Genomic DNA, 19,251 nt, shown 5'->3' with positions numbered 1-19,251 from the left:
CGGGGTGCGTCGGTGCGAACGAAACGACTATACGACTGCGATCCCGAATAATCCATGCACGGTCTCCGTCAGAACGTTTTTCTTTCCGACGCGCGATCCGAAATAGCAAGATCGCGGAACGGAACAATTGCGAATCAGTAACGATCGGTACGGTCGCGCACAACGGCAGAACGTAAGTCATCGACTCCCACGTACTTGATGCGTGGGCGGCCGTGCTCTGCGCCCGCGTTTCTTTCCGCTTCGTCGATTCGCGACCAGTCCGAGAAATCCAGCGCGTCAGGGCATTTCTCGGCGAGCATCGCATCGAGTTCGACGCGTCCGTGCGGGGCGCGCGGAATGGATTCCGCGGCAATGTCTTCGAGAATGGCGGCGACGGTATCCGCGGCACACTTTCTGTTGGTCCCGATGACACCCGACGGTCCTCTTTTGATCCACCCGGTGACGTAGACGCCCGGGACCGTCGATCCGTCGTCGTCGATCACACGCCCGTCTCGATTCGGAATGATTCCTCGGGTGTGGTCGAAAGGTACCGATTCGACAGCGCGGCCTCGATATCCCACCGAGCGAAGCACGAGACCGGTGTCGATCGTTTCCTCCTCGCCGGTCGGTTCGGTCGTGACCGTTCCGTCGTCGTGCACGGTCGACGTCGCACGCACGAACCGGATGGCGGAGACGGATTCGTCCCCGAGGATCTCGGCGGGAGACAACCCGAACCGAAGAATCAGCCGTTTCTTCGCCTCGTCGACCGGGTCCGAAGTCGGGCGAGCAGCTATCTCCTGTGCCAGAGCCACTTTCATCACCGTCGTCGCTTCTGCGGAACCGGCGTCGATCGCAGTCCTCGTCGCCTCGTCCGTGGTGACGTCGTTCTCGGGCGTGTGGAGGTCGATCCACGGCGATGCCATGATCTCGAGCAACTCGGGCCCGGTGTACGCGGCATGCGAGGGACCTCGTCGTCCGACGACGACGACCTCGCGAACGGCACTCGAACGCAACGCCTCCAGTGCGTGATCGGCGATGTCGGTCTTCTCCAGTTCCGAGATGGGCGCCAACAGGATTCGGGCGACGTCGAGGGCGACATTGCCGTTGCCGACCACCACGGCACGGGGCGAACTCAGATCGTAGGTGCGATCTGCGTACTCGGGATGGCCGTTGTACCAGGCGACGAACTCGCGGGCCGAATGGCTGCCCGGCAGTTCTTCGCCCGCAATCCCGAGGGTGCGGTCGTCGGCGGCTCCGGTCGCGTACAGAACGGCGTCGTGGTGGGCGATCAGGTCGTCATGGGTGAGATCGGAACCGATCTCCACGCCGAGGTGTACCCGCACGGATTTCCGGCCCGCAACGCTGCGGAAGAGGTCCGTCACGGCCTTCGTGCCCGGATGATCGGGAGCGACGCCCGAACGTACGAGGCCGTACGGCGTCAGAAGTCGGTCGTACATCTCGACTTCGATGCCGCGAATGCCGGCCAATTCCGTCGCCGCATAGAACGCGGCAGGCCCGGTACCGACGACGGCGACGCGTCGGCCGGAGAAATCCACTCCCGCCCAGTTCCGTGGTTCGTCGTAGACACGGGCTCCCGACGGGTGCAGCTCGAACCAGTCGGCATTCAGATCGAGATACCGACCCTGGGTGGCGTCGAGTTCGTGATCGGCCCGAATCGCGTCGACCGGGCATTCGTCGACGCACGCGCCGCAGTCGATGCAGACGTCGGGTTCGATGTGCAGCATGTCCGACGTCATGAATTCCGGTTCGTCGGGAGTCGGATGAATGCAGTCGACGGGACAGACATCGGTGCACGACGCGTCGTTGCAGCACTGCTGGAGGATCACGAACGTCATGTAGTCGTTCTACCGCTCGGGTCACTCCGCCCGTGTCGAGATCGAAGGAACCTCGGCAACAGTTCGGTCACGGCATGCTCACGATCGGTCATCGAAACTCGGCGAGCTGGTGTGGCTTCCGCACGTCTGTTTCACTTGGTGCGCAAGTGCCTGCTGTTGCCCATGTTCGCCGCAGTGGCTGTCGAGGTTCGAATCCGGAAGGGGAGCGGCTCATCGGCGACGGTCGATGGGTCCACATCGCGATGAAGAGAACTGCGCTGCTCGGCGTGTGGTCCGCGGGCGTGGTCGCCGCTGCGCTTCTGGCACCGGGCGTTGCCGCTGCCGAACCCGCCACCGGCACCGAATTGACAGGCAAGACTGTGTTCCTCGACCCCGGGCACCAGGGAACTAGCCACAGCGAGAATCTCGGCAAGCAGGTCGACGACGGCCGCGGCGGTACGAAGGATTGCCAGACGACCGGTATGACGACGGTGAACGGCGTCGCCGAGCACACCATCAACTGGAACGTGGCGAAGCTGGTGCAGTCGAGCCTCGAAAGCCTCGGAGCGACCGTCGTTCTGTCGCGTGACGACGATTCCGGATGGGGCGGATGCGTCGACGACCGAGCGAGAGCGGCCAGCGCGTCCGGAGCCGACGTCGCCGTCAGCATCCACGCCGACTCCACGTCCACCGGATCCGATCCGGGCAAGCGCGGATTCCACCTCATCGTTCCGACGCTGCCGATTCCCGACGCGGCGGCGAACGCCGCGCAGTCCGCGGGTGGTCGCGCGGCGTCGAACGCGATGCGCGACGCGTACACCAGGGCCGGTTTCTCGCCCGCAAACTACGCCGGAGCGGTCGACGGCATCCAGGAGCGCTCCGACGTCGCGGGACCCGCCCTGACGAGCGTTCCGCTGGTGTTCGTCGAAATGGGTAACGGCTCCGACCCGGACGACGCGTCGGTGCTCGAAAGCTCGGAGGGGCAGCTGAAGCACGCGATCGCACTGTCGACGGGCGTCATCGATTATCTGCTCGGTCCCGACGCCGGATCCGCCGAGTCCTCGCTGGAGTCCGAGACCCCCGACGTCGTCGCGAAGAGCCCGGCAGCGTCGGTGTCTCCGTCGACGACCGCGTCTCCGTCCGCGGGTGCCACCGTCGGCGAGAGCGCGCTGTCGCGAGTGCTCGCCGGGATCGCGCCCTACATCGATTCCGCCGGCGTCGACGGGCTGACCGACCTCGTCACCGAGGACAACGTCGGTGCCGTCTCCACCTTCGCTCAGGGCCTGCTCCAGCAGATACTGGCACCCGAGTAGCGTCTTCGTGCGTGGCACGCGCGCGAGAAGACCGTCAGATCCCCGTCGTTCTCGTTTCGGGCTTTCTCGGTTCGGGGAAGACGACGCTGCTCAATCACCTGCTGCGCAACAACCGCGGGATCCGAATCGGCGTGGTGGTCAACGACTTCGGGTCGATCAACATCGATTCCATGATGGTCGCGGGTCAGGTCGACTCGATGGTGTCCCTCGGCAACGGATGTCTGTGCTGCGCCGTCGACGCGGCGGAGATGGACACGATGTTCGACGCCTTGGCGAGCAGCGCGTCGAACATCGACGTCATCGTCGTCGAGGCCAGTGGTCTCGCGGAGCCGAGAAACTTGATCCGCCTCGTCCTGGCCAGCGAGAACCGTCGCATCGTCTACGGTGGCCTGGTCGGTGTCGTCGACGGAGTCGAGTTCGCCGGCACTCGTCGGTCGCACCCCGAGATCGACCACCATCTCCAACTCGCAGATCTAATAGTGCTCAACAAGATCGACCGCCTGGACAGCGCAGAGCGTGCGGTCGTGCGAGACGTGGTGCGCGACATCGTCGGGGAGGTGCCGATCCTCGAGACCGCACACGGACGCGTCGATGCGCAACTGTTGTTCGACGTTCCCGAACGGACCGTCGACCGCACCGCGGCTCGCCAGCTGTCGTTCGACGAGCTTCTGTACGAGGAGGACGACCACTCGTCGCATCTCCACGCCGGCTATTCGACCACGACGCTGTTCAGCGACGAGCCGATGGATCCTCGTCGGTTCGTCGAGCTACTGGAGAATCCGTCGGGTGACGTTTATCGGAGCAAGGGTTTCGTGCACTTCGATGTCGACGGGTACCGCGGCAAGTACGTGCTGAACACGGTCGGACGACATATCCGACTGGATTCGGCGCGATGGGATCCGGGTGAGGTCGAGGCAACGCGGATCGTGCTGATCGGCACCGACATCGACGCCGAGTACGCCGAGGTGCGTTTCCTCGATTGCGTCCGCAGGCCCGGCGACGCGACCGATGCGTCGGCGATGCTGCCGGTGCATCGATACACGTCGCAGAACTGACCTACAAGCCGACCCATTCGGACGTGCCCGCGGCGAACTGCTGACGCTTCCAGATCGGTACCTCGGATTTGATGCGCTCGACGAGCGTCGCACAGGTGGCGAAGGCCTCGGCGCGATGCGCGGACGCAACCGCGGCCACGAGCGCGATGTCGCCGACGACGAGATCGCCGACTCGATGTACCGCGGCCACGGGTAGCCCGGATTCCGATGCGACTGCCGCGCAGCACTGTTCGAGGAATTTCTCCGCGTCGGGATGCGCCTGGTACTCGAGTGCCGAGACCGATTGTCCGCCATCGTGGTCACGCACCACCCCGGAGAAGACTACGACGGCTCCGTGTTCCGGGCCGGTCACGGCGGCTTCGACGGCCGCGGCGTCGAGCGGTTCGGACGAGATCCTGGCGAGCATGAACTTCACTGTCCTTCTGTGTCGTCGTGGAGACCGCCGCCCGCTACCTGAGCCAGCAGGTGGTCGACGATCGGATCCAGTACTGCGAGACCGTCTTTCACGCCACCCGGGGATCCCGGGAGGTTGACGACGACGGTCGACCCGGCCAGGCCTGCGAGCCCTCGGCTGAGATTCGCGTGCGGGGTGACGTGGGTGCCCTTCGACCGAATGGCGTCGGCAACGCCGGGAAGCTCGCGGTCGAGAACGGCCGCGGTGGCCTCGGGTGTCGCGTCCGTGGGCGAGACTCCGGTACCCCCGGTGCTGACGATCAGCGAGGGCCGCGTCGACAAGGCGTCGTCGAGGCCGGCTGCGATGTCGGCGTCGGCATAGACCAACGGTCCGCGCACGGTGAAGTCGCGCTCGGACAGCCATCGTGCGATCGCCGGGCCGGTCGTGTCCTCGCGGGTTCCATGCGCGCCGCCGGTCGATGCGACCAGAACGACGGCCGACCGCGGCCCTGCCGGTTCCGACGTCGCGACTGCGGCGTCGTCGCGCGACCAACGGCCGCGTTTGCCGCCTTCCTTCGTCAGTAGTCGGACGCCGTTCATCGTCGCGGCGGGGTCGACGGCTTTCACCATGTCGTGCAGCGTGAGCCCGGCGACCGCGACAGCGGTCAGTGCCTCCATCTCCACACCGGTCGCCCCCTTCGTCTTGGCGGTGGCCTCGACGGTGATGGTGGTGTCGGTGAACCCGAACCGGACATCGACGGACGACAACGCCAGCTGGTGGCACAGCGGAATGAGCTCGGAGGTCTTCTTCGCGCCCGAGATCCCGGCGATGCGCGCGGTGGCGAGCACGTCGGCCTTGGGCATACCGTCGGCGCGTACGAGAGCGACGACTTCTGCGGTCGTCGCCAATTCTCCTGCGGCGACGGCGATTCGGGTGGTGTCGGACTTCGACGAGACGTCGACCATGCGTGCCCGGCCCTCGGAGTCGAGGTGAGAGAAGCCGCTCACAGTGCCACCACCGATACCTCGGTGCCCGCATCGAGGGCAGTGACGTCGGCGGGGACGTCGACGAGCACGTCCGCCCATGCCATCGCGGCGACGAGGTGTGAGCCCGGTCCTGCGACGAGCGAGACATGACCGTCTTGCACGCTGCCGCGGAGGAACTGTCTCTTTCCCGGGACCGAGTCGATCGAATTCTTCAGTGGCACGGTGTGTTTCGGACGTGGCGACAGCCCGGCCGCCTCACGGACGATGTCGCGCGCGAACACCACGAACGAGACGACGGTGCTGACCGGATTACCCGGGAAGTTCAGCACCGGCACACCGTCGACGAGGGCTGTGCCCTGTGGTCCGCCGGGTTGCATGCGTACGGATCCGAACGTGCCGCCCATGGGCTCGAGTACGTCCTTGACGACCTCGAAATCGCCCTTCGAGACGCCGCCGGACGTGATGACGAGATCGGCTGCGGTAACGGCGCTCGCCAGAACACCTCGGAACACCTCGGGCTCGTCGGAACTGCGCAGGACCGCGACGACGTCGGCACCGTTCGCGCGAAGGTGCGCTGCGAGCGTGATTCCGTTGGAGTCGTAGATCTGTCCGGGCTGCAGGTCGCTGCCTGCGTCGACGAGTTCGGCTCCGGTGGTGATCACCGCGACGCGCGGCCGCGAGACCACGTCGACGTGCGACAGTCCGACGGCGGCGAGGACGGCGACGTGCCGGGGCGCGAGCAGTTGTCCCGCGCGCACCAGCACCATTCCTCGGCGGACGTCGCTGCCCTGCTGACGGATGTACTCGCCGGCCTCACGTGACACGTCGATGGTGACGTCGTCGCCGTCACTCGTCGTGTTCTCGACGGGCACGATCGCGTCGGCGCCGTCGGGAACGGGAGCGCCCGTCATGATCTTCAGCGCGGTACCGGGTTCGAGAGTGCGATCGTGCGCACCGCCCGCCGCGACGGCGCCGACGACGCGCAGAACCGCGGGCACCGAGACGATGTCGGCAGCACGTACGGCGTACCCGTCCATCTGAGAGTTCTCGAACAGTGGCAGATCCACCGGCGACGCGACGTCGGTGTGCGCGACGCGGCCGACCGCGTCGGCGACGGTGACCGATTCGGCGGTCCGATTCGTGATCGGTTGCAACAGTTCGCGGACGTGGGCTGCGTGGTCCTCGACCGAGGCCGCGCTCACGCCGGACACGTCCTGGCAGTCGGAGCAACACATTTCGTCATGTGACCGATCCTAGGCCGGGAGTGGAGCCTGCAGGAACGACCCTATGGTGCCGGGAGTGGAGCCTGCAGGAACGACCCCGTTAGGGGAGTGATCGTCGAGGCTCCGAAGGGAACGGCATACTGGAGGAAGTTTCGACGACCACGTCTGCGTGGAAAGAAGGTGTGCATGACCGTCAGCAGCGTCGTCGGGCTCGGCATCCCTCCGGTGAAGAACACCGCGGTTCCGACTACCGACGATCGACCGAACGTCCCTGGTTTGTTGGACCGTTTCGGGCGTGTGGCTCGCGATCTTCGCGTGTCCATCACGGAGAAATGCTCGCTGCGCTGCACGTATTGCATGCCGGAGGAAGGCCTGCCACCGATCCCGGCGCCCGACTTGCTCTCGGCCGAGGAGATCGCGCGTCTGGTCGGTATCGCCGTCGCCCGCCTCGGCGTCGAGGAAGTGCGGTTCACCGGCGGCGAGCCGTTGATGCGCGCCGATCTCGCGGACATTCTCGCGCAGACCTCCGCTCGTGCACCCGGCGTTCCGCTTGCGATGACCACCAATGCGGTCGGCCTCGAACACCGTGCCGAGCGCCTTGCCGCCGCCGGATTGCACCGCGTCAACGTGTCGCTCGATTCGATCGACCGAGCACATTTCGCCGAGCTGACTCGACGCGATCGGCTTCCGTCGGTTCTCGCGGGAATCCGCGCCGCGAAGCGGGCGGGCCTGACGCCGGTCAAGGTGAACGCGGTGCTCATGCCCGAAACATTGCACGGTGCAGCCGATTTGCTCGAATGGTGTCTGAACGAGGGAGTCCGGCTCCGTTTCATCGAGCAGATGCCGCTCGACGCCGATCATGAGTGGGCACGTTCGCGCATGCTCGACGCGGCTCGATTGCTCGACGTTCTGTCGGCCCGATTCGACCTGCGGGAGGTGGGCCGTGAGGATCCGTCGGCGCCTGCCGAGGAGTGGGCTGTCGACGGCACTTCCGACACCGTCGGAATCATCGCGTCGGTCACCCGCTCGTTCTGCTCGGAGTGCGACCGCACGCGTCTCACCGCGGAAGGCACTGTCCGGTCATGCCTGTTCAGCGATTCCGAAACCGACCTGCGTGCGGCGCTGCGCGGGGGAGCGTCGGACGAGGACATCGCAGATCTGTGGCGCGGTGCGATGTGGAACAAGTGGGCAGGCCATGGAATCGATGCGGACGATTTCGTGCCGCCGGCCAGAAGCATGGGAGCGATCGGTGGTTGAGGTTCGGTACTTCGCAGGAGCAGCCGACAAGGCGGGATGTGCGAAAGAGACGTTCGATCTGCGGCCGGGCAGCACGATCGCCGAGCTGAAGGCAGCTGTGGCACACCGGCACGGCGACGTCATGACGGATGTGCTGCGCGTCTCGGCGTTTCTGGTCGGTGACTACCTCACGCGCGAGGAGACCGCCACGTTCGGCGACAGGGTGGACGTCCTGCCGCCGTTCGCGGGGGGCTAGAGAGCACGGTCCGAACGGATCAGTTCTCGGTGGTCCACCAGTCGTCGAAGGGTGTGACCGGTACGGCTCGTTTGTGCCTGGTGTTCAAGAACATTCGCTCGAGCTTCTCGGCGACGTCGTCGTCGACCTCCTTGCCTTCGAGGTAGTCGTCGATCTGGGTGTACGTGACGCCGAGGGCTTCCTCGTCGGGCAGGGCCGGGCGGTCGTCCTCCAAATCGGCAGTCGGTACTTTCTTCCACGTACTCTCGGGCGCTCCGAGTTCGCGCAGCAGTGCCGCGCCCTGACGCTTGGACAGCCCCGTCAACGGAGTGATGTCGACGCCGCCGTCGCCGAACTTGGTGAAGAATCCGGTGATCGCTTCGGCTGCATGGTCGGTACCGACGACGACGTAACCGAGCTCCCCGGCCAGCGCGTACTGCGCCACCATGCGCTCGCGGGCCTTGATGTTGCCGCGCACGAAGTCTCGTGTCGCCTCGGTGCCCAACGCCCGTGCCGCGGCCACCGCCGACGCGTCGGCAGCGTCCTTGATGTTGACCGTGACCGTGCGGTCGGGGTCGATGAACTTCAGCGAGACCTCGGCGTCGGCTTCGTCGGCTTGTACCCCGTACGGCAGTCGGACGGCGAGGAACTCGGCCTCTGCCCCCTCGTTGCGCAGCTCTGCTGCGGCTCGCTGACACAGCTTGCCCGTGAGGGTGCTGTCCTGGCCGCCGCTGATCCCGAGAACGAAGCCCTTAGCGGGCGTCGACCGGAGGTACGCCTTGAGGAAGTCGACGCGTCGGGTGATCTCGGTGGCGGGATCGATGGTGGACTGGACTGCCAATTCGCGTTGGATACGCGTACGCAGCTCGGAACGGAGAAGGGCCATCGGGCCATCCTAAGGCGGTCGGTAGGCTGGTGCGCGATGTCTGCCGATACGTATACGAAGACCGATCGCAGTGCACACCCGGATTTCTTCGCTGCGGAAGCCGCTGGCTTGCAGTGGCTTCGCGACGGGGGAGCAACCGTGGTGGACGTCCTGGACGTCGATCGAACTCACATCGAACTGGAACGGCTGATTCCGACGTCGCCCACCGGCGACGCCGCCCGCAGGTTCGGAGCCGAGCTTGCCGGCGCACACGATGCAGGCGCGCGTCAGTTCGGTTGTCCGCCGGAGGGTTTCACGGGTCAGATGTTCATCGGCGCGCGGCCGATGTCCAGCGTCGAACATCCCTCGTGGGGTGCGTTCTACATCGCCGAACGCGTTCTTCCGTTCCTCCGAACCGCGGTCGACGCGGGCAACATCTCCACCTCGGACGCGGCCGACGTCGAGCGCGCGTGCGGTCCGGTGGCCGACGGGGTGTTCGACGACGCCGACCCGCCCGCGCGCATCCACGGCGACCTGTGGACGGGAAACGTCGTGTGGACCGCGTCGGGTGTCGTCATGATCGACCCGGCCGCGCACGGCGGCCACCGCGAGACCGATCTCGCGATGCTCGCGTTGTTCGGTGCGCCGTTGCTGGACGACATCGTCGACGGATATCGGTCGGTGCACCCGCTGCGGGACGGTTGGGAACAGCGCGTACCACTGCATCAGCTGCATCCACTCGCCGTGCATGCCGCCGGCCACGGACCCTCCTACGGAGTTGCTCTACGACGGGCTGCCGACGCCGTCGCACGACTCTCCTGAACCACGTCAGTTGCGAGTAGCCCTCCGCACCAATGCTTCCCAACCGTCGGCAAGGCGTTCCATGGACATTCCGAGGTCGCGGAACTGGTGGAGTACGAGAGTCGCCTCGAGCGGGGTCAACAATGCGTACGCGAGAAGTTCGAGATCGCCGTCGACGCCCGCCGCGCGCAACAGATTCAGCACGTGGGTGTAGTTGACCATGTGGGCAGGCGCGGAATAGCGCAGTCCCGGGGAATTCTCCGCCGCTCGCATCACCTCGCCCTGAACATGGACGAAATCCAGGCGAGCGCGGCCGAAGGCCACGAGGCGATCGATGGGATCGGCCCCGGGGCCGAGTGGGGGAGGGCCGAACAGAAACGCGGCCTGCAGATCCTTCTCGGTGTGGTCCAGGAGCGCCTGCATCAGGCCCGATCGGCTTCCGAACCGCCGGAAGACTGTGCCCTTGCCCACACCGGCCTTGGCGGCGAGGCCGTCCATGGTCACCGCGTCGGCGCCGACGGTCGCGACCATCTCTGCAGCTGCATCCAGCAGAAGGCGTCGGTTGCGGGCCGCGTCGCAGCGCTCGGTCTCCTCGCCTGCGATGGGGAGCATGAAGTCGGTCACAACGGACAGTCTACCCGGTTGGGAATGAAAGTGGACCGCGGTCCGGTTGAGTGGTAGGAATTGATCGAACACCGGCTTTCACCCATACATCGAAGGAAGATCGTCATGAGCAACGCTCAGGTACTCGCACTCGTCGGAAGCCTCCGCGCCGACTCCGTCAACAAGCAGATCGCCGAGACCGCGGCATCGCTGGCCCCCGAGGGCGCCGAGGTGGTCGTCTACTCCGGCCTGGCCGAGGTTCCGTTCTACAACGAGGACATCGACGTCGACGGCAAAGTTCCCGCCGCTGCTCTCGAGCTGCGCGCCGCCGCCGAGAAGTCCACTGCATTCCTGTTGGTGACGCCCGAGTACAACGGCACGATTCCTGCCGTTCTGAAGAACGCCATCGACTGGCTGTCGCGCCCGTACGGCGCGGGCGCCGTCGTCGGCAAGCCTGTTGCCGTCATCAGCGCGTCCCCCAGTGGCAACGGCGCGAAGTGGGCGCACGACGACGCCCGCAAGGCTGTCGGCATCGCAGGCGGCAAGGTGCTCGAGGACGTCGAACTCACCATCGGCGGCACCATCGACAAGTTCGGTACGGGACACCCGCGGGAGAACGCCGAGGTGGCCGGTCAGATCTCCACGGTCGTCACCGAGCTCGTCAAGGCGTCGAACGAACTGGTCAACGCATAACGACAATCGTTTTCAGGTAGGGTTGTCGCATGAAGGTACGCAACTCGCTGAAATCGCTGAAAGACAAGCCGGGCGCGCAGGTCGTGCGACGTCACGGCAAGGTGTTCGTCATCAACAAGAAGGAGCCTCGCTTCAAAGCGCGTCAGCGCTGAGACGTGGAAGCGCGTCAGCGCTGAATGGGCTTCCTCTGCCGGACCCCCGAACTCGCGAAGTTCGGGGGTCTCGCACGTTTCGGGCCGGGTGAGCTCGGGGCACTCCAGTGAGACGGTGCGGACGGAGAGAAGGCAGTTTTCACCCTTTGTGTGTGGCGTGTCGGCTTGCGTGCCGACGGCGGGCGGCAGTCGTCGTCTTCTGTGTTCGACGTCACCGCGAGCCTGTGATCTGCGACACGCCGACGTGACCACGATGTTCCGAGATGCGTAGGGCTATGACCAGGAATTTCATCAATGTTGTTCGCAACATCTCGTGTTGTAGGTATATGTCGGCCACTAGGTGTAGTGTTTGAACCGTCGAGAGGCCACAACGCGACAAGCCGCTGATCCCACCGGGCGATGGGCTTGTGCAGCGAGTGGAACTCCTGCCGAGATCGCGGAAATTGTGAACGTTCACGGGTCTGGGCAAGTCGACGAGTTCGAAGACGAACGCGTCGGCTCGAACGCTCGACAGAACACGCAGCGCATATCGACATCTCGGACACTCACCGCGATTTCGGCCAGGGAGAAGGGACCCCTCATGAGCATCACCGTCTACACCAAGCCCGCCTGCGTTCAGTGCAATGCCACCTACCGCGCCCTCGACAAAGAGGGCATCGAGTACACCGTCGTCGACATCTCGCAGGACCCCGAGGCCCGTGACTACGTCATGGCGCTGGGCTACCTGCAGGCTCCCGTCGTAGTCGCCGGTGACGAGCACTGGTCGGGCTTCCGCCCCGACCGCATCAAGGCGCTCAGCGCGAGCGTTGCTTGAACAGAAAATGGAGATGAGCAGGTGTGACTTCCGCTCTCACTCCCCGGTCGACGCATCCGATCGTGTACTTCTCGAGTGCGTCCGAGAACACGCACCGATTCGTCGTCAAGCTCGGTCTTCCGGCCAGTCGGATTCCCCTGCATCATCCTGAGAACTTCGTGGTGGATCAGCCGTACGTGCTGATCGTGCCCACCTATGGCGGGGGAATGACGTACCTGGGACGTGACACCAATTACGTTCCCAAGCAGGTCATCAAGTTTCTCAACCAGAAGCACAACCGATCTCTGATCAGAGCGGTCATCGCAGCGGGCAACACCAACTTCGGTGACTCGTTCTGCTTTGCAGGCGACGTCATTTCACAGAAGTGCGCAGTTCCGTATCTCTACCGATTCGAGCTGATGGGCACGCCCGAGGATGTTCACCGAGTACGCGATGGGCTCGAGGACTTCTGGGAACGCGAGTCCCGCCGCGCAGAACAAATTCACTAGTCACACACCGGAATACACGAGGAACTGGAGCGATCGCCGTGGCACCGACCATCACAGAGGCAGCACCCGTCAAGGCCGATCGGTCGGCGAGCGACCTGGACTATCACGCGCTGAACGCGATGCTGAATTTGTACGGACCCAACGGCGAGATTCAGTTCGACAAGGACCGCGAAGCGGCCAACCAGTACTTCCTGCAGCACGTCAACCAGAACACGGTGTTCTTCCACGACCTCGACGAGAAGCTCGACTACCTCGTCGAGGAGAACTACTACGAGCCCGAGGTGCTCGACCAGTACTCGCGCGAGTTCGTGAAGTTCCTCATCAACCACGCGTACTCGAAGAAGTTCCGGTTCCCGACGTTCCTGGGTGCGTTCAAGTACTACACGTCGTACACGCTGAAGACGTTCGACGGTAAGCGCTACCTCGAGCGTTTCGAGGATCGCGTGTGCATGGTCGCGCTGACGCTTGCCGCCGGCGACGAAGCTCTCGCAACCGATCTCGTCGACGAGATCATCGCCGGTCGGTTCCAGCCGGCCACGCCGACGTTCCTGAACTCGGGAAAGAAGCAACGCGGAGAACCCGTGTCGTGCTTCCTGCTGCGCATCGAGGACAACATGGAGTCCATCGGTCGTTCGATCAACTCGGCTCTGCAGCTGTCCAAGCGCGGAGGCGGAGTTGCGTTGCTGCTGAGCAACATTCGGGAGGCCGGCGCGCCGATCAAGCGCATCGAGAACCAGAGCTCCGGCGTCATCCCGATCATGAAGCTGCTCGAGGACTCGTTCTCGTACGCCAACCAGCTCGGTGCGCGTCAGGGAGCGGGTGCGGTGTACCTGCACGCCCATCACCCCGACGTCTACAAGTTCCTCGACACCAAGCGTGAGAACGCCGACGAGAAGATCCGTATCAAGACGCTGTCGCTCGGAATCGTCATCCCGGACATCACGTTCGAACTGGCGAAGAAGAACGAAGAGATGTACCTGTTCTCGCCGTACGACGTCGAGCGAATCTACGGCGTCCCGTTCGCCGACATCAACGTCACCGAGAAGTACTACGAGATGGTCGACGACAGGCGAATTCGCAAGACCAAGATCAAGGCACGCGAATTCTTCCAGACGCTCGCCGAGCTGCAGTTCGAATCCGGCTACCCGTACATCATGTTCGAGGACACCGTGAACCGGGCGAACCCGATCGAGGGCAAGATCACGCACTCGAACCTGTGCTCGGAGATCCTGCAGGTCTCGACGCCGTCGCTGTTCAACGACGATTTGTCGTACAGCCATGTCGGCAAGGACATTTCGTGCAACCTCGGCTCGCTGAACATCGCGAAGACGATGGATTCGCCCGACTTCGGCAAGACGATCGCCGTCGCGATCCGCGGATTGACGGCCGTCTCCGATCAGACGCACATCTACTCGGTGCCGTCGATCGAGCAGGGCAACAACGACTCTCACGCCATCGGTCTCGGCCAGATGAACCTGCACGGATACCTCGCTCGAGAGCGCATCTACTACGGCTCGACCGAAGGCATCGATTTCACGAACATCTACTTCTACACGGTGCTGTTCCACGCGATCCAGGCGTCGAATCAGCTCGCCAAGGATCGAGGGTCGTACTTCAAGGGCTTCCCGCAGTCCAAGTACGCGTCGGGTGAATTCTTCGACAAGTACACCGATCAGGTGTGGGAGCCGAGCACGGCGCGCGTCGCCAAGCTGTTCGCCGACGCCGAGGTACACATCCCGACGCAGGACGACTGGACCGCGCTGAAGAAGTCGGTGCAGGAGTACGGCATCTACAACCAGAACCTGCAGGCTGTCCCGCCGACGGGTTCGATCTCGTACATCAACAACTCGACGTCGTCGATTCACCCCGTGGCGTCGAAGATCGAGATCCGCAAGGAAGGCAAGATCGGTCGCGTCTACTACCCGGCGCCGTACCTGACCAACGACAACCTGGACTACTACCAGGATGCGTACGAGATCGGCTACGAGAAGATCATCGACACGTACGCCGCGGCGACGCAGCACGTCGATCAGGGACTGTCGTTGACGCTGTTCTTCAAGGACACCGCGACGACCCGCGACATCAACAAAGCGCAGATCTACGCGTGGCGCAAGGGGATCAAGACGCTGTACTACATCCGTCTGCGTCAGATGGCCCTCGAGGGCACCGAGGTGGAGGGTTGCGTCAGCTGCATGCTGTAGTGAGCAGCGCTCACTGATCTAGACTGAGTCGAACCGACGCAAGGACATTTCATGACAGCAGCACCGCATTCGCCTGCGGACGGGGCGAAGATCAAGCTCATCGACCGCGTCTCCGCGATCAACTGGAACCGCGTCCCGGACGACAAGGACGCGGAAGTCTGGGAGCGGCTGACCAGCAACTTCTGGCTTCCCGAGAAGGTCCCGGTCTCGAACGACATCCCGTCGTGGCAGACGCTGACCGCTACCGAGAAGCAGTTGACGATGCGGGTGTTCACCGGCCTGACGTTGCTGGACACCATCCAGGGCACGGTCGGCGCCGTCAGCCTCATTCCCGACGCCGTCACCCCGCACGAAGAAGCCGTCTACACGAACATCGCGTTCATGGAGTCGGTGCACGCCAAGAGCTACAGCTCGATCTTCTCGACGCTGTGCTCCACGCGCGACATCGACGACGCCTTCCGCTGGTCCGAGGAGAACTCGAACCTGCAGCGCAAGGCAGAGATCGTTCTCGACTACTACAAGGGCGACGACCCACTGAAGCGCAAGGTCGCGTCCACGCTGCTCGAGTCGTTCCTGTTCTACTCGGGCTTCTACCTGCCGATGTACTGGTCGTCGCGCGCAAAGCTGACCAACACGGCAGACCTGATCCGTCTGATCATCCGTGACGAGGCAGTGCACGGGTACTACATCGGATACAAGTACCAGCGCGGACTCGAGAAGCTCACCGAGGCAGAGCGTGAGGACCTGAAGGCGTATACGTTCGAGCTGCTGTTCGAGCTGTACGACAACGAGGTCGAGTACACCCAGGACCTCTACGACGAGATCGGTCTCACCGAGGACGTCAAGAAGTTCCTGCGGTACAACGCCAACAAGGCGCTCATGAACCTGGGCTACGAGGGTCTGTTCCCGAAGGACGAGACCGACGTCAACCCGGCGATTCTGTCGGCGCTGTCGCCGAATGCCGACGAGAACCACGACTTCTTCTCCGGATCCGGCTCGTCGTACGTCATCGGCAAGGCCGTGAACACCGAAGACGAAGACTGGGACTTCTAGACCCTTGGTCGAACCGGGACGACCCCCGGGCTCCTACGAGCCCGGAGGTCGTCCTTGTTTGCGAATCTTCCCGGCGTCCTTGGGCATTCGGCCCTGATCGGTGAGCGCTCGACGAAGCAGGAACTCGATCTGCGCGTTGGTGCTGCGGAGGTCGTCGGCGGCCCAGCGGGCCAGTGCGTCGTGCACCGCCGGGTCCAGCCGCAGCAACAGCTTCTTACGTTCGACTGCCATGGGTCACTGGTAGAGCGATCCGGTATTCACCACGGGCTGAGTATCCCGGTCGCTGCAGAGGACGACGAGCAGGTTCGACACCATCGTGGCCTTTCGCTCCTCGTCGAGTTCGACGACGTGCTTCTCCTCCAGTCGTGACAGCGCCATGTCGACCATTCCGACGGCGCCCTCGACGATCTGCTGACGGGCTGCGATGACGGCGCCGGCCTGCTGACGTCGCAACATCGCCTGGGCGATTTCCGGTGCATAGGCGAGACGGTTGATACGCGTCTCGACGACCTCGACGCCTGCTGACCTGACCCGGGCGTGCACCTCCTCGGACATCGCCGCCGTGATCTCGTCTGCGTTCTCGCGCAATGACATTCGACCTTCGGCGTCGTACGGGTAGCTGCCGGCGATGTGCCGCACCGCCGATTCGGTCTGCACGGCCACGAATTCTTCGTAGTCGTCGACCTGGAACGATGCCAATGCGGTGTCCGCGACCTGCCAGACGACGATCGCCGATATCTCGATCGGGTTGCCGTCGGCATCGTTGACCTTCGACTGACCCGTCTCGTGATTGCGGATACGGGTGGAGATCGCTCTACGGATGGTCAACGGGTTCGTCCATCGCAGCCCGGGCGTGCGGAGCGTTCCGCTGTACGAACTGCCCAGAAGTTGCAGCACCCGAGCCTGATTCGGCTGCACCAGGGTGAGACCCATCAGTGCCGTCAGCGCCACCAGAAAGATCACGACGCTGCCGATGACCCCCGGGATCGATTCGGACAGGATTGCAGGAACGAACACGCCGATGCTTCCGAGGAAGAGAAGGGTGCCGGCCCCGAGCATCCACCAACCGGGCAGATCCCAACCGGGGCGTTCGGCAATCGTCGTCGTGGGGGTGCCCGTCGGCTTCTCGGCGACGGTCGTGGGTGTGGACATCTCGGTCTCCCTGCGTCGTAGTGATACTAAAGTGATATCACATTTCCGCCGCACGTACCGACCGAATGTCACGTTCGGTCACTCTGAGTGAGCAAGGGACGCCCTCGGTCCGGGCGGGGTGGGCGCGGGATGCCAGCGAGGGGCGCCTTCGGTCACTCCGAGTGAGCAGGGGACGCCCTCGGTCCGGGCTGGGTGGGGGCTAGCGCCGAAACCAGGTTTCCGCAGACCCGCTGAGCGCTTTGGAGATTCGCAGCCGCGAGGTGTCGGTCAGGTCGTCGGGCAATGCGTCGACGTCGAACCAGTCGACCGCAAGGTTCTCGTCGTCGGCGACGCGGGCTTCGCCGTCGGTGTGGCGGGCGAGGAAGGTCAGGTCCAGGTATTGGGCGACGTCGCCGTTCGGGTAGGTGATCTTCTCGGTGACGTCGACGCTTGTGAGTCGGACGAGTTCGGCGCCCAGGCCCGTCTCCTCGGCGATCTCGCGCAGCGCGGCGGGCCCGGGTTCTTCACCGGGTTCGAGGATGCCGGACACGATGGCCCAGAGCCCGTTGTCGCGGCGACGCGTCAGCAGGATTCGCCCGTCGGCGTCGAGGACCACCGCGCTGACCCCCGACAGCCACAGAGGCGACGTACCGATCCGACTGCGCAGGGCGAGGACGAACTCGGGGATCGGCATGTCAGGAAACGTACGCGTTCAACGAGTTCGTCACATCCGCAAGCATCGCGCGAGCCGCGACGACGCCGCTGCTCGACCAGACGGTGTCGTCGACGACGAACACTCGACCGTCCTTCGCGGCGCCGAGGTCCTTCCAGTCGTCCCCGTCCATCACGTCGGTGCCGAACGACTCGCCGTCGTCTCCGTCGAATCGGGCGTAGACGATGTCGCCCTCGACTGCGGACAGATCGTCGGCGGGCACCGTGTTCTCGGCGTCCTGCTGCGACGGCGGCCGGCCGACGCCGACCTCGGCGAGCACCTCGGACGCGAACGACGCCGGGCCGTCGGTGACGATCGAGTCGGGCAGGAATCGGACGACCGATGCTTGGGTCTGGGTGGCGTTCACATCGCGCCCGACCTGTTCGGCGTCGGCGGTGAAGCGCGCCAGCTCGTCGAAACCGGTCTGTCCACGTCCGAGCGCGGCTGCGGACTGCAGAAACGTGCCCTTCCACCCGGAATCCGACGAGGTGAAGACCGTCGGCGCGATCCCGCTCAAGGATCGGTAGGTCTCGGTGCCCAGCGAGTCGGCGCCGATGATCAGATCGGGGTTCAGCCCGGCGATGGCATCCAGATCCGGTGAGCCGACCGTTCCGACGCCGGGGATCTCGGCAATTCCGGTACCGAGATACAACTCCTGGTCTCCGTCACCGCGGAAGTCAGGATCCAGCGTCGACGCGCCGACGACGCGTTCCCACACTCCCAGCGCGCAGGTGGCGTCCAGTGCGGCCGCGTCCAACACGACGATGCGCATGGGGTCCGCCGGGATCTCGCTGATTCCTTCGCTGTGGCCGACAGGTCGCACCGAACCTTCGATGCCCGTCGGGTCGAGCGGCGCGGTCGCGGGGCACAGCCCGGTCGTCGGACGATTGTTTCCGACGACGCCTGCCCCCGCGATGTTGGTCGTACTACGCACGATGGTCGACGCATTGTCCGCGGACTCGGAGGTGCCTGAGCATGCCGTGACGGTCAGTGCAACACCGACCGCGAGCGCGAGTGCGGTGATGCGATGAGCCGGAAGTGAAGCAGGGACTGACCGAAACGACTGTCTGGACAACTCGTGAAATTCCTAACGGGAGTCGGATGCCGTCACACCCTATCCGGCCGCGCTTCCGGGCAGGTGCGACGTTCGAGTACGACACTCGGTAGGACCGGTGAGGCGAGGCGCCGAGTCAAGGTCTACGATTCGACGTAGCGCAAGACACCCGGACGTGCCCTCGCATGCTCGCCGACGGGACGCATCTTCAGGAGGATCAGTGACTGCCCTAGCGCCTAGGCCGACTCCCGCTGTGGAAGCGGCACGGCCGTTTCCGCCGCGGATGGGACCGAAGGGTTCTTTCATTCACAAGGCGGTGACGACGACTGATCCCAAGGTGTTGGGGATCATGTACATCGCGACGTCGATCGCGTTCTTCTTGGTCGGCGGGTTGATGGCGTTGTTGATGCGCGCCGAGTTGGCTGTGC

The 19,251-nt window shown here is 64.5% G+C and carries 21 protein-coding genes and 1 pseudogene; 12 read left to right on the top strand and 10 right to left on the bottom strand.

Annotated features, from left to right (window positions below):
- Positions 1 to 134: 134 nt before the first annotated feature.
- Positions 135 to 1,835 carry an FAD-dependent oxidoreductase gene (locus DK926_RS17960; protein ID WP_114331540.1) on the bottom strand — a complete coding sequence of 567 codons (1,701 nt, stop codon included), beginning with the start codon at positions 1,833 to 1,835 and terminating at the stop codon, positions 135 to 137.
- A 242-nt stretch (positions 1,836 to 2,077) separates the two neighbouring features.
- Between DK926_RS17960 and DK926_RS17955 the strand changes: the two genes are divergently transcribed.
- Together DK926_RS17955 and DK926_RS17950 are read left to right on the top strand one after the other, a co-directional pair.
- A complete protein-coding gene (locus DK926_RS17955; protein WP_114331539.1) occupies positions 2,078 to 3,127 on the top strand; it encodes an N-acetylmuramoyl-L-alanine amidase in 1,050 nt (349 codons plus the stop codon).
- An 11-nt stretch (positions 3,128 to 3,138) separates the two neighbouring features.
- Positions 3,139 to 4,182, top strand: a complete 1,044-nt coding sequence (locus tag DK926_RS17950; protein WP_114331538.1) for a GTP-binding protein — start codon at positions 3,139 to 3,141, stop codon at positions 4,180 to 4,182.
- Position 4,183: 1 nt separating this feature from the next.
- Here the strand turns inward: DK926_RS17950 and DK926_RS17945 are convergent, their stop codons facing one another.
- The 3 genes from DK926_RS17945 to glp are packed head-to-tail and all read right to left on the bottom strand — an operon-like array spanning position 4,184 to position 6,764.
- A complete protein-coding gene (locus DK926_RS17945) occupies positions 4,184 to 4,597 on the bottom strand; it encodes a molybdenum cofactor biosynthesis protein MoaE (protein WP_114331537.1) in 414 nt (137 codons plus the stop codon).
- Positions 4,594 to 5,583, bottom strand: coding sequence for a bifunctional molybdenum cofactor biosynthesis protein MoaC/MoaB (moaCB, locus tag DK926_RS17940; protein ID WP_114331536.1), 990 nt, complete (start codon positions 5,581 to 5,583; stop codon positions 4,594 to 4,596). The genes DK926_RS17945 and moaCB overlap by 4 nt, the downstream gene beginning before the upstream one ends.
- Entirely contained in the window at positions 5,580 to 6,764 is a 1,185-nt protein-coding gene (gene glp, locus DK926_RS17935; protein ID WP_243636883.1) for a gephyrin-like molybdotransferase Glp, read from the bottom strand. Before glp ends, moaCB begins: the two co-directional genes overlap by 4 nt.
- A gap of 207 nt (positions 6,765 to 6,971) precedes the next feature.
- Here glp and moaA point away from each other — a divergent pair, with 207 nt between their 5' ends.
- Together moaA and DK926_RS17925 are read left to right on the top strand one after the other, a co-directional pair.
- A complete protein-coding gene (moaA, locus tag DK926_RS17930) occupies positions 6,972 to 8,042 on the top strand; it encodes a GTP 3',8-cyclase MoaA (RefSeq protein WP_114331602.1) in 1,071 nt (356 codons plus the stop codon).
- Positions 8,035 to 8,277, top strand: a complete 243-nt coding sequence (locus DK926_RS17925) for a MoaD/ThiS family protein (protein ID WP_114331534.1) — start codon at positions 8,035 to 8,037, stop codon at positions 8,275 to 8,277. Before moaA ends, DK926_RS17925 begins: the two co-directional genes overlap by 8 nt.
- 19 nt (positions 8,278 to 8,296) lie before the next feature.
- Here the strand turns inward: DK926_RS17925 and nadE are convergent, their stop codons facing one another.
- The gene (nadE, locus tag DK926_RS17920; RefSeq protein ID WP_068421313.1) at positions 8,297 to 9,142 is read right to left on the bottom strand and encodes an ammonia-dependent NAD(+) synthetase; all 846 of its coding nucleotides are present in this window, start codon (positions 9,140 to 9,142) and stop codon (positions 8,297 to 8,299) included.
- A 36-nt stretch (positions 9,143 to 9,178) separates the two neighbouring features.
- Here nadE and DK926_RS17915 point away from each other — a divergent pair, with 36 nt between their 5' ends.
- The gene (locus DK926_RS17915) at positions 9,179 to 9,943 is read left to right on the top strand and encodes a fructosamine kinase family protein (protein WP_243636882.1); all 765 of its coding nucleotides are present in this window, start codon (positions 9,179 to 9,181) and stop codon (positions 9,941 to 9,943) included.
- A 6-nt stretch (positions 9,944 to 9,949) separates the two neighbouring features.
- Here DK926_RS17915 and DK926_RS17910 read toward each other — a convergent pair whose 3' ends face one another.
- Entirely contained in the window at positions 9,950 to 10,546 is a 597-nt protein-coding gene (locus tag DK926_RS17910; RefSeq protein ID WP_068421585.1) for a TetR/AcrR family transcriptional regulator, read from the bottom strand.
- Between the two features lie 105 nt (positions 10,547 to 10,651).
- On the opposite strand from DK926_RS17910, the gene DK926_RS17905 reads away from it, so the two are divergent.
- From DK926_RS17905 to nrdF, 6 genes are all read left to right on the top strand, one after another.
- Positions 10,652 to 11,218 (top strand): NAD(P)H-dependent oxidoreductase, encoded by a 567-nt coding sequence (locus DK926_RS17905; protein WP_114331533.1) that lies wholly within the window; start codon positions 10,652 to 10,654, stop codon positions 11,216 to 11,218.
- A 29-nt stretch (positions 11,219 to 11,247) separates the two neighbouring features.
- Entirely contained in the window at positions 11,248 to 11,370 is a 123-nt protein-coding gene (ykgO, locus tag DK926_RS17900) for a type B 50S ribosomal protein L36 (protein ID WP_068421304.1), read from the top strand.
- Positions 11,371 to 11,950: 580 nt separating this feature from the next.
- Positions 11,951 to 12,184, top strand: a complete 234-nt coding sequence (locus tag DK926_RS17895) for a redoxin NrdH (protein WP_068421582.1) — start codon at positions 11,951 to 11,953, stop codon at positions 12,182 to 12,184.
- A gap of 23 nt (positions 12,185 to 12,207) precedes the next feature.
- Positions 12,208 to 12,672, top strand: coding sequence for a class Ib ribonucleoside-diphosphate reductase assembly flavoprotein NrdI (gene nrdI / locus DK926_RS17890; RefSeq protein ID WP_243636881.1), 465 nt, complete (start codon positions 12,208 to 12,210; stop codon positions 12,670 to 12,672).
- A gap of 38 nt (positions 12,673 to 12,710) precedes the next feature.
- On the top strand, positions 12,711 to 14,873 hold the full coding sequence (nrdE, locus tag DK926_RS17885) for a class 1b ribonucleoside-diphosphate reductase subunit alpha (protein WP_068421301.1): 2,163 nt from the start codon (positions 12,711 to 12,713) through the stop codon (positions 14,871 to 14,873).
- 51 nt (positions 14,874 to 14,924) lie between these two features.
- Complete coding sequence (gene nrdF, locus DK926_RS17880) at positions 14,925 to 15,926, top strand: class 1b ribonucleoside-diphosphate reductase subunit beta (RefSeq protein ID WP_068421299.1); 1,002 nt, start codon at positions 14,925 to 14,927, stop codon at positions 15,924 to 15,926.
- 33 nt (positions 15,927 to 15,959) lie between these two features.
- Here nrdF and DK926_RS17875 read toward each other — a convergent pair whose 3' ends face one another.
- The 4 genes from DK926_RS17875 to DK926_RS17860 form a co-directional block, all read right to left on the bottom strand.
- Positions 15,960 to 16,157, bottom strand: coding sequence for a hypothetical protein (locus tag DK926_RS17875; RefSeq protein WP_114331532.1), 198 nt, complete (start codon positions 16,155 to 16,157; stop codon positions 15,960 to 15,962).
- A gap of 3 nt (positions 16,158 to 16,160) precedes the next feature.
- The gene (locus tag DK926_RS17870; RefSeq protein WP_207890858.1) at positions 16,161 to 17,078 is read right to left on the bottom strand and encodes an SPFH domain-containing protein; all 918 of its coding nucleotides are present in this window, start codon (positions 17,076 to 17,078) and stop codon (positions 16,161 to 16,163) included.
- 199 nt (positions 17,079 to 17,277) lie between these two features.
- Positions 17,278 to 17,751, bottom strand: a complete 474-nt coding sequence (locus tag DK926_RS17865) for an NUDIX domain-containing protein (protein ID WP_114331531.1) — start codon at positions 17,749 to 17,751, stop codon at positions 17,278 to 17,280.
- A 1-nt stretch (position 17,752) separates the two neighbouring features.
- The gene (locus DK926_RS17860; RefSeq protein WP_243636880.1) at positions 17,753 to 18,844 is read right to left on the bottom strand and encodes an ABC transporter substrate-binding protein; all 1,092 of its coding nucleotides are present in this window, start codon (positions 18,842 to 18,844) and stop codon (positions 17,753 to 17,755) included.
- 199 nt (positions 18,845 to 19,043) lie between these two features.
- Between DK926_RS17860 and DK926_RS27065 the strand changes: the two are divergent.
- Positions 19,044 to 19,251: pseudogene (locus DK926_RS27065) on the top strand (cytochrome ubiquinol oxidase subunit I); the annotation flags it as partial.

This window comes from Rhodococcus sp. Eu-32 (assembly GCF_003336925.1).
GTDB lineage: Bacteria > Actinomycetota > Actinomycetes > Mycobacteriales > Mycobacteriaceae > Rhodococcoides > Rhodococcoides kyotonensis_B.
The sequence above is the reverse complement of the archived record's forward strand: the minus strand, read 5'-3'. Positions and strand labels throughout refer to the sequence as shown.

Bases quoted from the DNA above. Each gene is read 5' to 3' on its own strand.
- DK926_RS17870 (WP_207890858.1), bottom strand. From the start codon at position 17,078: ATGTCCACACCCACGACCGTCGCCGAGAAGCCGACGGGCACCCCCACG.
- DK926_RS17960 (WP_114331540.1), bottom strand. From the start codon at position 1,835: ATGACGTTCGTGATCCTCCAGCAGTGCTGCAACGACGCGTCGTGCACC.
- ykgO (WP_068421304.1), top strand. From the start codon at position 11,248: ATGAAGGTACGCAACTCGCTGAAATCGCTGAAAGACAAGCCGGGCGCG.
- moaA (WP_114331602.1), top strand. From the start codon at position 6,972: ATGACCGTCAGCAGCGTCGTCGGGCTCGGCATCCCTCCGGTGAAGAAC.
- DK926_RS17865 (WP_114331531.1), bottom strand. From the start codon at position 17,751: ATGCCGATCCCCGAGTTCGTCCTCGCCCTGCGCAGTCGGATCGGTACG.
- nrdF (WP_068421299.1), top strand. From the start codon at position 14,925: ATGACAGCAGCACCGCATTCGCCTGCGGACGGGGCGAAGATCAAGCTC.
- DK926_RS17875 (WP_114331532.1), bottom strand. From the start codon at position 16,157: ATGGCAGTCGAACGTAAGAAGCTGTTGCTGCGGCTGGACCCGGCGGTG.
- DK926_RS17905 (WP_114331533.1), top strand. From the start codon at position 10,652: ATGAGCAACGCTCAGGTACTCGCACTCGTCGGAAGCCTCCGCGCCGAC.
- DK926_RS17895 (WP_068421582.1), top strand. From the start codon at position 11,951: ATGAGCATCACCGTCTACACCAAGCCCGCCTGCGTTCAGTGCAATGCC.
- DK926_RS17915 (WP_243636882.1), top strand. From the start codon at position 9,179: ATGTCTGCCGATACGTATACGAAGACCGATCGCAGTGCACACCCGGAT.
- nadE (WP_068421313.1), bottom strand. From the start codon at position 9,142: ATGGCCCTTCTCCGTTCCGAGCTGCGTACGCGTATCCAACGCGAATTG.
- DK926_RS17955 (WP_114331539.1), top strand. From the start codon at position 2,078: ATGAAGAGAACTGCGCTGCTCGGCGTGTGGTCCGCGGGCGTGGTCGCC.